This window comes from Pseudomonas sp. TH49, from assembly GCF_016650625.1.
In the GTDB taxonomy this organism is placed as follows: domain Bacteria; phylum Pseudomonadota; class Gammaproteobacteria; order Pseudomonadales; family Pseudomonadaceae; genus Aquipseudomonas; species Aquipseudomonas fluorescens_H.
Genome location: NZ_JAEKFL010000002.1, coordinates 2476245 through 2489414, shown reverse-complemented (window position 1 = coordinate 2489414; position 13170 = coordinate 2476245). Strand labels below are relative to the sequence as shown.

Annotated in this window: 10 protein-coding genes and 4 tRNA genes; 11 read left to right on the top strand and 3 right to left on the bottom strand. The window is 59.1% G+C overall.

Features of this window, described 5'->3' with window-relative positions; genetic code table 11:
* Positions 1-39 precede the first annotated feature (39 nt).
* The gene (rdgC, locus tag JFU48_RS28250) at positions 40-960 is read right to left on the bottom strand and encodes a recombination-associated protein RdgC (protein ID WP_003223096.1); all 921 of its coding nucleotides are present in this window, start codon (positions 958-960) and stop codon (positions 40-42) included.
* A gap of 159 nt (positions 961-1119) precedes the next feature.
* Here rdgC and JFU48_RS28245 point away from each other — a divergent pair.
* The 4 genes from JFU48_RS28245 (at position 1120) to JFU48_RS28230 (ending at position 1661) form a co-directional block, all read left to right on the top strand.
* Positions 1120-1195 (top strand) — tRNA-Val (locus JFU48_RS28245).
* 19 nt (positions 1196-1214) lie between these two features.
* Positions 1215-1291: transfer RNA gene (locus JFU48_RS28240), tRNA-Asp, on the top strand.
* Between the two features lie 198 nt (positions 1292-1489).
* Positions 1490-1565, top strand: a tRNA-Val gene (locus JFU48_RS28235).
* 19 nt (positions 1566-1584) lie between these two features.
* Positions 1585-1661: transfer RNA gene (locus tag JFU48_RS28230), tRNA-Asp, on the top strand.
* 138 nt (positions 1662-1799) lie between these two features.
* Here JFU48_RS28230 and JFU48_RS28225 read toward each other — a convergent pair.
* Both JFU48_RS28225 and JFU48_RS28220 read right to left on the bottom strand, forming a co-directional pair.
* On the bottom strand, positions 1800-2936 hold the full coding sequence (locus JFU48_RS28225) for a catalase family protein (RefSeq protein ID WP_201138344.1): 1137 nt from the start codon (positions 2934-2936) through the stop codon (positions 1800-1802).
* Positions 2937-2962: 26 nt separating this feature from the next.
* Positions 2963-4771 carry a di-heme-cytochrome C peroxidase gene (locus JFU48_RS28220; RefSeq protein WP_201138343.1) on the bottom strand — a complete coding sequence of 603 codons (1809 nt, stop codon included), beginning with the start codon at positions 4769-4771 and terminating at the stop codon, positions 2963-2965.
* Between the two features lie 270 nt (positions 4772-5041).
* Here JFU48_RS28220 and JFU48_RS28215 point away from each other — a divergent pair, with 270 nt between their 5' ends.
* From JFU48_RS28215 to JFU48_RS28185, 7 genes are all read left to right on the top strand, one after another.
* A complete protein-coding gene (locus JFU48_RS28215; protein ID WP_003223103.1) occupies positions 5042-5761 on the top strand; it encodes an FKBP-type peptidyl-prolyl cis-trans isomerase in 720 nt (239 codons plus the stop codon).
* Positions 5762-6061: 300 nt separating this feature from the next.
* Positions 6062-6517, top strand: a complete 456-nt coding sequence (locus JFU48_RS28210; RefSeq protein WP_003223105.1) for a YkvA family protein — start codon at positions 6062-6064, stop codon at positions 6515-6517.
* Between the two features lie 112 nt (positions 6518-6629).
* Positions 6630-6971: a helix-turn-helix domain-containing protein gene (locus JFU48_RS28205; RefSeq protein ID WP_027613366.1), complete on the top strand. Its 342-nt coding sequence runs from the start codon at positions 6630-6632 to the stop codon at positions 6969-6971.
* Positions 6968-7339, top strand: coding sequence for a hypothetical protein (locus tag JFU48_RS28200; protein WP_003223109.1), 372 nt, complete (start codon positions 6968-6970; stop codon positions 7337-7339). The genes JFU48_RS28205 and JFU48_RS28200 overlap by 4 nt, the downstream gene beginning before the upstream one ends.
* Positions 7340-7738: a sel1 repeat family protein gene (locus JFU48_RS28195; protein ID WP_103483772.1), complete on the top strand. Its 399-nt coding sequence runs from the start codon at positions 7340-7342 to the stop codon at positions 7736-7738. It abuts the gene before it with no gap.
* Between the two features lie 247 nt (positions 7739-7985).
* The gene (locus tag JFU48_RS30715; protein ID WP_201138342.1) at positions 7986-12752 is read left to right on the top strand and encodes an RHS repeat-associated core domain-containing protein; all 4767 of its coding nucleotides are present in this window, start codon (positions 7986-7988) and stop codon (positions 12750-12752) included.
* Positions 12749-13108 carry a hypothetical protein gene (locus JFU48_RS28185; RefSeq protein WP_201138341.1) on the top strand — a complete coding sequence of 120 codons (360 nt, stop codon included), beginning with the start codon at positions 12749-12751 and terminating at the stop codon, positions 13106-13108. The genes JFU48_RS30715 and JFU48_RS28185 overlap by 4 nt, the downstream gene beginning before the upstream one ends.
* The last annotated feature ends 62 nt before the right edge of the window (positions 13109-13170 follow it).

Sequence of the window (13170 nt, the reverse complement as noted above, 5' to 3'; positions counted from 1 at the left end):
CGAGCAAGCCCGCTCCCACATTGGGGTTTCACGAGGGTTTTAGATCCCCTGCGGCGTCTCTTCACCGCCCAACGCTTCCACCAGCGCCGGCAGGAAGTCGCCGAAGGTCAGCATCATCAGGGTGAAGCTGGCGTCCAGTTGGCCCAGGGCCTCGTCGCCACCGTCCTGTTCCGCCTGATCTTGCAGCAGGTCTTCGAACTTCAGGCGTTTGACGGTCATCTTGTCATCGAGCATGAACGACAACTTGTCCTGCCAGGCCAGCGACAACTGAGTCACGACTTTGCCGGTGCTCAGGTGCAACTGGATTTCTTCGCTGGTCAGGTCCTGACGCTTGCAACGCACGATGCCGCCGTCTTCGTGGGTGTCGCGCAGCTCGCACTCGTCCAGAACGAAGAAGTCCGGGGCCGCTTGCTGGGTGGTGACCCACTCGGTCATCACGGCGGTCGGCGCGGTTTTCACGGTCAGCGGACGGACGGGCAGGGTGCCGAGCACTTCACGCATGGTGGAGAGCAGGTCTTCGGCGCGTTTCGGGCTGGCCGAGTTGACCAGGATCAGGCCCTGTTTCGGCGCGATGGCGGCGAAGGTCGACGAGCGACGGATAAAGGCGCGCGGCAGGAACGCCTGGATGATTTCATCCTTGATCTGATCGCGTTCCTTCTTATAGACCTTGCGCATCTGCTCGGCTTCGATCTCTTCGACTTTTTCCTTGACCGCATCGCGCACGACGCTGCCCGGCAGAATGCGTTCTTCTTTACGCGCAGCGATCAGCAGGAAGTCACCGCTGACGTGTACCAGTGGAGCATCTTCGCCTTTGCCGAATGGCGCGACGAAACCGTAGGTGGTCAACTCCTGGCTTGCACATGGACGCGCCAGTTTGGTGGCCAGTGCAGTTTCCAGCGCCTCGGCATCGACAGGCAGGTCTTGGGTCAGGCGATAGATAAGCAGGTTTTTGAACCACATGGGGTGAGTCTCTCCTTTATACAAAGGGGGGCATTATTGTCTTCGCCGGGTCATAGGCCAACCCTTCTCTAAGCCTTTGGAAGGCCTGAGAAAATTAATTAAAAAAGTGCTTGCCAGAGGTTGGGTCGCTCCGTAGAATGCGCGCCACACCGAAGCGAAGGGTGATTAGCTCAGCTGGGAGAGCGTCTGCCTTACAAGCAGAATGTCGGCGGTTCGATCCCGTCATCACCCACCATTCGTTTCAAGTGTTTAGCGCAGCGGTAGTTCAGTCGGTTAGAATACCGGCCTGTCACGCCGGGGGTCGCGGGTTCGAGTCCCGTCCGCTGCGCCATATTCGGTAACCTGGACCACTGAACGCCAGGTCACCACGGAAAAACCCGCTGAAGCGGGTTTTTTTCTGTCTCACGTTTGTACCTTGTTCCATCGGGTTGTGTCGTTTCACCGGTTTTCGGATTTTTTTGAAAAAAACTTCAATTAAATCAACACTTTACGAAAACTTGTGGCATAATGCGCCCCGTAACGAAGCGAAGGGTGATTAGCTCAGCTGGGAGAGCGTCTGCCTTACAAGCAGAATGTCGGCGGTTCGATCCCGTCATCACCCACCATTCGTTTCAAGCGTTTCGCGCAGCGGTAGTTCAGTCGGTTAGAATACCGGCCTGTCACGCCGGGGGTCGCGGGTTCGAGTCCCGTCCGCTGCGCCATATTCGGTCACCTGGACCCACTGAACGCCAGGTCACCACAGAAAGCCCGCCTAGTGCGGGCTTTTTGCTGTCTGCGATTTGATAATTTCTGCATTGCCGCTGTGGTGAGGGGATAAATCCCCTCACCACAGGTACTTTTTACTGTTCGGCATTGCGGCTATGCCGATAGTCACTCACCGCCTCATACACCGCTTTGCGCAAGCGGTTGATCCCGCCAATCGGCCGATGCGCCTCAATACCAAACCATGGGTTGAACGACAGGTTGTCGCATTCTAGATTCAAGGCCGGCGTGTCGAAGTCCTGTGCAGGCAGGGTAATCCGCGCCACGCTTTCAAACGGTGAATCCTGCTCGCGCCATTCGATGCTGGTGTCCTCGATCGGCATGTACCTGTTCGCATCCTGGCGCTGAATCTGCAGCACGAAACACGCCGGCACCCGATCCGTCGACAATTGCTGATTCAGGGCACTGCGCAGGAAGTTCGGCAAGTCATGGTTCTGCGGGGGCAGGGCATACGCCGGGCAATTATCAGGATCCGGTGCTACCCGAAACTTCGCATTGGCCTCACCGAGTTTGTAGGGGGATACCGAAAAGTAAGTCGTCCCTGTCGGGCTGTCCGGTGGCGGCGACAGTGTCGCCAGGGCGATGAACAAGTGGCGGATCTGCCAGGTGCGCGGATCCCAGCCGGGGAAAAATGCCATGATCTTTTTGCCATCAGCCTGAGCCGCTACATTCTGACGATACTCGGCGACATCGCTGACAAAGAAATTCGCATGGCTGAACATCACAAAGTCTTGTTCGTGGCGCTCCTGACGGTCGCCTAGCAGCTGTTTCCCGGGAACATCGAGCAGTTTGATCGCCATGCCCCGGGCGTCGCGGATGCTGTCGAACTGTGGATAGGCGTTGCCATTGGACAGGCGAATCATCGCCTGCCAGGTTTTACCCGGCTCGCTGAATACGCCTTGGCGCAACGCTGGCGCCAGTTCCTGCAGCACCGTCACTTCGGCCTTCACGCAACCGTGGGCCTTGGCATGCGCGTCGCGCAGGTAGCGAGTGCCTTCGCGGTGTTGATCGACGATGCGCACCGCCGTCTGGATCACGTCCTGGGTCATCGCCGCTTCACCGGCGGGAATCTGTTCCTGCGCCGACACCGGGCCGCGGTGTTGCCAGGCGAACCATGCGCTCGCGATGGCCCAGCCCAGCAGGCCGATAATCAGCAATGCCAGCAGGGTTTTGCCGAGCAGGCGTCCCAGCCACAACCAGAGGCGGGCGAGCATGGACGGTCTTTTGTACGAATTGATCATCATGGCAATTGAGCCTCCAACGGTCCGCCCAGGACTTTCAGGTACTCCAGCAATGCCCAGCGTTCCTGCGGTTGCAGCAGTCTGCCGATGACGCCATTGCCACGCTCGCCGGCGCGGAATTCATGACCGCTGTTGTGGTTGCCGCTAATCCGGGTGTCGAACAGAAAGCCGTTGGTAAAGGCCTCGGTGCGATACCCCAAGTGGCGCGGGTCGTACTCGAGAGTGCCTTTATAGAAGGTGGTGGCGCGTTCATCCTGGGGCGACAGCAGTTGATAAAGACTCGGTACCGAACCGTTGTGCAGAAATGGCGCGGTGGCCCAAACCCCGGCCAGTGGTCTGGCCTTGTAAGCGACTTTTTCGCGCACGCCGATCGGCAGACCGAAGCCATCAAGTTGTGGCTTTTCCTGAGGGGTGACACCGGCCTCGCGATAAGCGCGGTTTTCGACGAATGCGGTGACGTAAGCCAGGCCCTTGGCCACCGATAGCTGGCTCAGATCCAATGGCTCTTTGGGCGTTGGATGCAGCTTCACATCCATCTGCTCAAGCTCCTTCAGATCCCATTGCAGCGGCGTCAGGTCGAAACGGTGGTTGGCAATGTTGGTCGCTGCATTCGGATCGGTGCCGATCACCGCCACCGGCAGCATGTGCAAATGCTGCACCCAGCGTTCGCCCTCCTGAGTCTTGCGTGGCACATGGCAACCGGCGCAGTTCTCGGCAAACAGCGCGCGGCCCCTGGCGGCCAGTGGTTTGTCCACCGCACCCAAGACATCTTCCGGCCAGGCGGGTGGTTGCAGGTGTTGCAGGGTTTCTTCGATTTTGTGCAGGTCACGCACGCGGACACTGGAGGCGTAACGGGCATCGCCCTGCAGCGGCTGGCCATTGCTGTCGAAGAAATTCAACGTGGCGCCGACACCCAGTGCCTCCCCGATATTGCGCGCCATCGGTTGCTGTGCCGAGCCGTTCCATTGCACCCAGTCGAACGTCCACATGTCCCACAGTTGCGGGTAGTCCACCGGGGCGTTGGCCACCCGGTAGTTGGTGGGGGAGATCGCGTCGCCGAAGGTGGCGTTGGCGATGCGGCCGAACGCATCGGTGCGTCCCGGGCCTTCTTCGGTGGGGTAGAGACCGCGGTGAGTGTCGTTCCAGGCGACTTTCAGGAACGTGTTCAGAGACGCCTTGAAGTCTTTGCGCAGTTGCTCGTGGCGCGCCTCATAGTCATTGCCCAGCACATTGCGGGCGAAACGCTCGAATTTCCATGGGTTGTAGTAAGTCGAGGCCAGACTGGCGACCAATGCCTGTCCGAAACTGCCGCCGCGCAATGTCGGAACGCTGGAAGGCAAGACATGCTGCGCCGAACCGCCGTCAATTCGCACGGCCTGGTCCTTGAAGCGTAATTCGCCGGTGTGGCAAGCGGCGCAGGTGATATCGAGATATTGCTCGTTACCGCCGGGATTTCGATGGCGGGCGAAACCGACCGGCAGATTGCCAGGGTTGTTCGGTGTGGCTTTCTGTTGCGGATCAACCAGAAAGCCGAAGCGTGCGAGGTATTCCGGGGACGCGAAACGCTGCTGCGAGAAGGGTAATTCCAGCGCCTCGAACCATTCATAACGCAGGCCTTTGACCTGTGTGCCCTGCGGGGTGAAGTAGTAGGTCTGGCGTTGTTCTTCACTCCACTGGTTCAGGTAATGCACCTTTTGGGCGGGGGAGTAGAACGGTAATTTCGGGTTGGCGACGTAGTACAAAACCACGGCCAGGCCCAGGCCCAGCAGCACGATGATCAGGGTCAGCACACGGTAGAAGAGGCGCAAGATAAACATCCTTGTCGAGTTGTTGCGCTGTTATGCCTCACCTGTTGCGGGTGCGGCAAGTGGCCATTACGCCAACTGTCGTAGGAAGTCTCTTCAGTCTCCATCGGACCAAGATGACAGAAGCTTCATCGTCCCTTTTCCCGAATGCGTTTTAATCCCTGAACTTATCGGACGTTTCCTGCTCTCATGCCGGTAGCCATTGGTCGTGGCGGCCTGATAAGCTCGCGGCTTTACTCGATTGCCCTTTCGGCGCATGAACAAGGAAATAGCATGAAACAGCATCGGTTGGCGGCGGCGGTAGCCCTGGTTAGCCTGGTCCTCGCGGGTTGTGATTCGCAGACCAGCGTAGAGCTGAAAACCCCGGCGCAAAAAGCTTCCTACGGTATCGGCCTGAACATGGGCAAGAGCCTTGCTCAGGAAGGCATGGATGATCTGGACTCCAAAGCGGTAGCCCAGGGCATCGAAGATGCCGTCGGCAAGAAAGAACAGAAGCTGAAAGACGAAGAACTGGTCGAAGCCTTTGCCGCGCTGCAGAAGCGTGCTGAAGAGCGCATGGCCAAGATGAGCGAAGAGTCGGCAGCTGCCGGCAAGAAATTCCTCGAAGAAAACGGCAAGAAGGCCGGCGTGACCACTACTGCATCCGGTCTGCAGTACGAAGTGATCAAGAAAGCCGACGGCCCACAGCCTAAGCCTACCGACGTAGTGACCGTTCACTATACCGGCAAGCTGACCAACGGCACCGTGTTCGACAGCTCCGTTGAACGTGGCAGCCCGATCGATCTGCCGGTCAGCGGCGTGATCCCGGGTTGGGTTGAAGGTCTGCAACTGATGCACGTTGGTGAGAAGTACAAGCTGTACATCCCTAGCGATCTGGCTTACGGCGCGCAATCGCCAAGCCCGGCGATCCCGGCCAACTCGGTCCTGGTCTTTGACCTGGAACTGCTGGCCATCAAGGATCCAGCCAAAGAAGACGCCGCCGCTGCCAAGTAACAGGCATCATTAACGGCTTCGCCAACAACGCCTCGCTTATGCGGGGCGTTGTTGCATCTGGACGAAGCTGGCGGTAAACAGAGCGAACGGATGCGGCTCGCAGCAGTCCTAGAGATTGAGGCCGCCAGCGCTAGACGCCCTGAGCTGCCAAGTCAATGAAATATTGGGGTTTTTTATGTGAGTAAAAAACGCCCGATCTGAGCGCGGCCCTTATAAAACGGGGCTTTCAGCGCTGAAATGCAGCTCTGTTCACAAGGTTATCCACAATTTGTGTGGATAACATTTCAACGGGAGAAATAGATGAAAGCGCCGTGGAATTTCGCCCGATTTCTGCCCCTGGCCGGTCGATTGCTGGCGCGTGGGCGTCTGCCGACTCTGTTGTTCGCGGTGGCGAGCAAAGGTGCCGCGCAAGGCAATCGCCTTGGCAAACTCAAGGATGATCTGCGTCTGCTCCAGGCACTGTGCCTGGCTTACTGGCGTGGCGAGTATCGGGCCATCAGCCCGAAAGCCATGGTTTCGGTGGTAGCGGGGCTGATGTACTTCCTCAGTCCGGTGGATGCGATCCCGGATTTCATCCCGGTGTTCGGCATGCTCGATGACATCGCGGTTCTGGCTTGGGTGATGAAAACCCTCGACGATGAGCTCAATGCTTTCCGGCTCTGGCGCAGCCGGCAGCAGCCGGAAAAGCTCGCGGTGGTCGAGCGCCTGCCTGATACCCCCGAACAACTTCAGCTGCAGGGTCCGAAAAAGCCCTGATTCACTTCGCCTGGATACAGATAGATACCCCCCGCGACCTTGGCCGCTGTTAGGATTACACTTCTAGGGAAAAGTGCCGACTCGCTAAGTGTTGTTGTCCTACGGGGTAGTCATGGATATTCAGATAATTGCACGCGATGGCGAACCCGAATATGCGGTTCTGCCATGGGTTCAGTATCAGGCTCTACTGAAAGCAGCAGGCATCAACGAAACACCGCAGCAGCAGGCGCCAGCGCCGGCCGCCGCAACGCCGGACCCGATTCTTCCAGGTCTGGATCAACTACGCAGTTTGCGCGAAGGGAAGGGCATCGCCATCGAGGCGCTGGCCCGCACGGTAGGCATCAGCCCGTCTTATCTGGCCATGATCGAAAGCGGCGAGCGTCAACCTGACGCCGCGATTCGTCGCAGCCTGGCCTGGGAACTGACGGTGCCGGGTTGGAGGGATGAATCGTGAGCGTACGCATCAGTCGTCAACATTGGGACGGATTGCTCGGGGAGCTGGATCAGGCGCGCAGGCAGCGCCATCTGTTGACCTATCGAGCCTTGCTCGAACGTTTGCAACTGCCGACGCCGGCGATGCAGACGCTGACCGCGGCACTTGAGCATCTGGCCGCACTGGACGCCAAGGCCGAGCAGCCATTGCGCAGCTCGCTGGTGATCAGCCAGGGTGCCAGCCGTTTGCCACGTACCGGTTTTTTTGAATGCGTCGAGCGTCTGGGGCGCTTTTCCGGGCCATCCGATGGCGTCGCGGCTGCTTCCTGGCATGCGTCGGAAGTGGTCAGGGTTTTCGAATACGAGTACCCGGAATCGGCGGAGGCCTGAGTGTTCTTACGACTCAAGGCGTCGGCTAGTTACTGGTTGGCCCGTAGGCTGTTTCACTGGTCGTGGTTCGTCCGCCAGCCCAGAGGCTGGCGCTGGCTCGAAGGGCAGTTTGCGCGCATGGCCAATCTTGGCGATGTTGGCGCGCAAAGCTTTTATGGGCACATTCTGACGTTTCGCGGGGTTGGCCTGGGTGCCCGCGAAGAGGGTGTGCGGCTATTGCGTCTGGCGGCACTCGCCGGCGATGGCAAAGCGGCCTATCAGGTCGGCGTGATCTGCCTTGCAGGTACCCCGAGCAAGGGGCCGGATCCAGCAGAGGCTGCGCGCTGGTGGACTTTGGCCGCCAAGGCCGGCCACCCGTTGGCCGAACTCAAACTCAAAGAATTGAGCGCTCGCGATTAAACCCAGTAAATCCATTTGTGTCGGCCCGATAAACGTGGCGTGAGGGAAACCTCACGCCACGTTTACGTTTATAGCTATACGTTTTGTAGTAACTGGTTTTTTACAGATTAGTCCTACAGCAAACGCCTACTCGCCTGACTTCTTTCCTGGCTGATCCCCCGCAAAGTCCCCGCGCCTAATTTCTGCGCGAGGGAACGCTCATGTTTGACCCGGTTTTTCATTCCACCCCGCATCGTCGTGTGCGTTGATGGACGCCGTCAGCCGCATCGAGCAGGAACTCGACAGCTTCCCCGACACCCTCGACCTCTATCGCCAACAACTTGAGCATTGGTTGAGTCGCGCGGCCGACCAGGTCAGCCACGCGGCCGACCTGCCGTCGCTGATGGGCATGGAGCGGATCATTCGCTTCGGCGATCGCGTCACCGCCGTCAGCACCGGCGACAGTGAGTTTTCCACCAGCGTCGTGCAGTGCCCGAAGAGCGGAGTGCTGGCGATCGAGAGCAAGTTCGAGTCGGTGTACGACATTCCGCTGGGCGACATCGTGGTGGATGTGGTGGCGGTGGATGATGGAAAAACCTCGCCCGTGGCACTGGATGCGCAAGGCCGGGGCACCTTCACCGGTACGCCAGGCAAGTTCTATCGCGTGCAGGTGCACAGCGACGTTACCCCGGAGCAGATCAAGGCGCTGTTCAAGTCCTACGACGGCTTAACCGGTGAGCTGGATGGCTGGCTGCGCAGCGAGTGGCAAGGGTTCCAGCCGCAGTGGTCGCAGTCGGTGGCGACAGCCGCGAGCAACGGCATGCTCGCCGGGAGTTGGGCGGCGATCGAGGGGGTGTGGGACAGCATCGGGATGCTGTCGGACATTCTCAAGGATCCAGGCGCATTTGCCGAGCGGCTGGGAAGCGGCGCGGCTGATCTGATCCATCTCGCAGAATCAGCTCCGGATGTCATGCAGAAACTGCAGTTGCTGGTCAGTGATGAAGCGGCGCTGTGTTTGCTGTTGCGTGCGGCGAGCCTCTGGTTCGAGATGCTGCCGCCCAGCCAGATCGCCGGCAAAACCGCTGAAACGGCGTCAATGATGATCGTGCAGGTGCTGATCGATGTGCTGATCGGCGTTGTGTTGACATTCGTCGGGGCTGGCGCAGGGATCGCTTATCTGACCCTGCGCCTGGCGGATCGCGCGGCCCAGTTGCTGTCGGTTGTAAAGCGCCTGGTCAAGGCGATTTTCGGCATCGTCAACACGTTCATCCATTACGTCGACCAGTACAAAACCGTTGCCGCGCGGGGTATTGCCGCCGGCGTGAAAAAGGGGCGCATGCAATTGCGCTGGGATGCGAAGCGCAATGCCGCCCTGAAGAAAAACGAGCACCACGATAACGCTCCCGATCAAGCGAAAAACCCCAACGGCGACAGCGCCGATTGCGCGCCGCTGACCTGCACCAACGGCTGTCCGGTGTCGATGGTCACCGGCGAAGAACTGCTGACCCTGAGCGATGGCACGCTCGATGGTTTGCTGCCGTTCGAGTTCACCCGGTTGTACCGCACCAGCGCGGTGGAGATCGATGTCGGGCTGGGGTTTGGCTGGAGTCATTCGCTGGCGCATCGGCTGGAGTTTGACGGCGATGTGGTGGTCTGGGTCGATCACGAGAACCGCCGCACGCGGTTTCCGTTGCCCAGCGTTGAACGGCCGCAGATTCACAACAGCCTGTCGCGGGCGGCGATTTTTCTCGGGAATGAGCCGGAGGAACTGATCCTCGCGCTGGCGGGGGAAACGGCGCGGTTTTATCACTTTCGGGCTGGGCGGCTGACGGCGGTCAGTGATGCGTATGGCAATCGTCTGACCGTACAGCGCGATTATTCCGACCGTGTGCAGCGCCTGGATAACGGCGCAGGTCGCTCGCTGTTTTTGCGCTACGACCAGGCGCATCTGTTAGCGGTGGATTACCAGGTGCTTGGGGGCGATGGCTGGCGCACCGAGCAAACGTTGGTCAGTTATTGCTACGACGCCCGTCAGCGTTTGTTGGCCGCGACCAACGCCGTCGGTGACAGCGAGCGTTACGACTACGACGATCAGCACGTCATCCTGCAGCGGCAACTGACCGGCGGCGCGAGTTTCTTCTGGGAGTGGGAGCGTGCCGGCAAAGCGGCGCGCTGCGTGCGGCACTGGGCGTCGTTCTCGCAGATGGACACGCGGTATGTCTGGGACGACGACGGCCGTGTCGCGGTGCATTACGTCGATGGCACCGAAGAGGTTTACGTCCACGATGACAGCGCACGGCTGGTGCGTAAGGTCGAGGCCGATGGCGGTGAGCACCTCAAGGCCTATGACGATCAGGGTCGGCTGATCGCCGAGCAGGACGCGCTCGGTGCGGTCACCGAATACCGCTACGACGACGTCGGACGGCTGATCGCGCTGCTTCCGCCGGAAGACGAGCCAACGTCCTACGAGTACCGCAACGGTTTCCTGCACAGCCGTTCTCGCGGTGAGGCGGTGTGGACATTCCGGCGCAACGCTGAAGGGGATGTCACCGAAGCAGTCGATCCCGACGGCCAGGTCACCCATTACTACTACAACGTTCGCGGGCAGTTGCTGTCGATCCGCTATCCGGACACCAGTCGGCACATTTTTGTCTGGAACGATCTCGGCCAACTGATCGAAGAAACCCTGCCCGCTGGCGGTGTGCGGCGTTTTTCCTACGATGCGCTGGGACGGCGGACGACCTCTTGCGACGAGCACGGCGCGATTAGCCGTCAGCAGTGGGATGCGGCTGGCCGACTGGTTCAGACGACCTTTCCTACAGGTGCCACCCGCGCCTACAGCTACGGCGCTTATGGCCAGGTTACTGCCGAGCGCGACGAACTCGGGCGCATCACCCGCTACGAGTATGACGATGACCTGCACCTGGTCTCGCGCAAGATCAATCCCGACGGCACGCGGGTGCAATACCGCTACGACCATGCGCAACTGCTGCTCACGGAAATCGAGAACGAGTCCGGGGAAAAGTACCGACTGGACTACACGCCGAGCGGATTGATCCGACAGGAAACCGGCTTCGACGGCCGGCGCACCGCCTACGCCTACGATCGTAATGGGCACCTGCTGGAGAAGACCGAGTTCGGCGATGACGGCTCAACGCTGGTCACCGCTTACCAGCGTGATGCGGCCGGGCGTCTGCTGCTGAAAACCCTGCCCGACGGGGTTCAGGTGGCTTACCGCTACGATCGCCTGGGGCGGTTGATCGGTGTCGATGACGGCCAGAAACATCCACTGGCCTTCGCATACGATCTGCAAGACCGGCTGATCACCGAGCATCAGGGCTGGGGCACTTTGCGGTATACCTATGACGCTTGCGGCCAGCTCAAGCGCCAGCGTCTGCCGGACAACAGCAAGCTCGATTATCACTACGCCAAGGGCGGTGCGCTGACCGCCATCGACCTCAATGGCGCACGGCTGACCAGTCACGTCTACCAGTGCGGTCGCGAACAACAACGCCAGCAAGGCCTGCTGCTCAGCGACTATGCCTACGACGATCAGGGCCGTTTGCTGGCCCACGTTGTAGGCCATCAGCACACGTCGCTATACCGCCGCGACTATGCCTACAGCGCCAACGGCAATCTGGAGCACATTGCCGACAGCCGTCACGGCCAGCGCACCTACGCCTACGACGCCCTCGACCGCTTGATCCGCGTGCGCCACTCGCGTGACGAACTGCCCGAGTCCTTCACCCACGACCCGGCCGGCAACCTGCTGATGCAGGATCGCCCCGGTCCCACCCGGATCAAGGGCAACCGCCTGCTGATGCAAGGCGACCGACACTACGACTACGACGCCTTCGGCAACCTGATCCGCGAGCGTCGTGGCCGCGACCAGCAACTCGTTACCGAGTACCGCTACGACTGCCAACACCGCCTGATCAGCCTGACCCGCCCCGACGGCCAAACCGCGACCTATCAATACGACGCTTTCGGCCGGCGTATCCGCAAGACCGTCGACGGCGTCAGCACCGAGTTCTTCTGGCAAGGCGACCACCTCGTCGCCGAGAGCAGCAAAACCCACCACCGCAGCTACGTCTACGAACCCGGCACCTTCCGGCCGCTGGCGTTGCTCGACGGCAAAGGCCCGAAACGCGCTTGCCCGTTCTACTACCAACTCGACCACCTCGGCACCCCGCAGGAACTCACCGACTACAGCGGCGAAATCGTCTGGTCCGCGCAGTACGACGCCTACGGCAAAGTCGCGGCGATCACCCTCGCCGGCGAGGACTATCTCGACCAGCCGCTGCGTTTTCAGGGGCAGTATTTCGACGCGGAAAGTGGACTGCATTACAACCGGCATCGGTATTACGACCCGCGGTTGGGGCGGTATCTGACGCCGGATCCCATCAAGTTGGCGGGTGGGTTGAATCAATACCGGTATGTGCCAAATCCGACGGGGTGGGTGGATCCGTTGGGGTTGAGCTGCACCTGTCCTCCGCCGACACCGCGCCGTCCGATGCGGTACGAGGCGGGTCGTGCAGTCGTCGAAGAAGGAGCGCCTCCACTGCCGAAGATGACAGCGCAGGAGCGGCGGGCGAGGCTTGATGAGGTGGCAGAAGAAAATGCTCATCGGCGTCTGGATGAAATGGAGAGAGCCACACAAGACGCACACTTCTTAGAGAAACATGGCAAACAGACCACATTAGCTTCTCAGCAGGAACGCTCACTGACGGGAAGAAATCCAACAACTGGAATTATCGAGGTTTATACCAATGGGAGGCGAGCAGGGCAGCCAAAAATACCCAGTGCGGCTACTCACTTTTTTAGTTATCGAGATCAACTTAACGCAATACATCGTGCACAGCTTATTTTCAGACGGAACGGTCAAATCGCGTCTAAAGAACCTATGAATATGGGTAAGGTTGTTGGCGAGGGGTACAAAAGGGGAGGAGTCGTTTATGGACAGCAAACACATGCTGTAGTAGTTCTCAATAGAGCGGCTGAGCCGATAACCTCTTATACGGAGTTTGTGAATTGAAACGTAAGCCTGAATATTTTGTTTTGCGTGGTCTGCTTTTTCTATTTGATATAGAAAATACTCATGATGACGCTCGTGAAAAAATCATCGTCTCGAAGAATGTCAATGACAAGAAAGAGCTTGCTGAGCTATTTGATATTCTTATGAAGCCTGAGTTTATTTTTTATAGCGTTGAGGAACGAGAGTGGTGTATCGACACACTGAAGTACTATTTGGAAGCCGGTGATAGCTTTGATGAGGTATTTACAAGAATCACTACTTATTTTGATGACGACGTAGAGGACCAGCGTCAGTTTATGCAGGTTTTGTTGAGTTGTTTATTGAAGTATCACGCCGATGATTCAGATATGGGTTAAGGCCGAAACAGTTGGGCTAATTCAAATGCCCCCTTCGCGAGCAAGCCCGCTCCCACAGGGAT

What these genes read in the sequence shown, in the direction of transcription:
- rdgC (WP_003223096.1), bottom strand. Translation starts at nt 960, where the DNA reads ATGTGGTTCAAAAACCTGCTTATCTATCGCCTGACCCAAGACCTGCCT.
- JFU48_RS28225 (WP_201138344.1), bottom strand. Translation starts at nt 2,936, where the DNA reads ATGCTCGCCCGCCTCTGGTTGTGGCTGGGACGCCTGCTCGGCAAAACC.
- JFU48_RS28215 (WP_003223103.1), top strand. Translation starts at nt 5,042, where the DNA reads ATGAAACAGCATCGGTTGGCGGCGGCGGTAGCCCTGGTTAGCCTGGTC.
- JFU48_RS28210 (WP_003223105.1), top strand. Translation starts at nt 6,062, where the DNA reads ATGAAAGCGCCGTGGAATTTCGCCCGATTTCTGCCCCTGGCCGGTCGA.
- JFU48_RS28205 (WP_027613366.1), top strand. Translation starts at nt 6,630, where the DNA reads ATGGATATTCAGATAATTGCACGCGATGGCGAACCCGAATATGCGGTT.
- JFU48_RS30715 (WP_201138342.1), top strand. Translation starts at nt 7,986, where the DNA reads ATGGACGCCGTCAGCCGCATCGAGCAGGAACTCGACAGCTTCCCCGAC.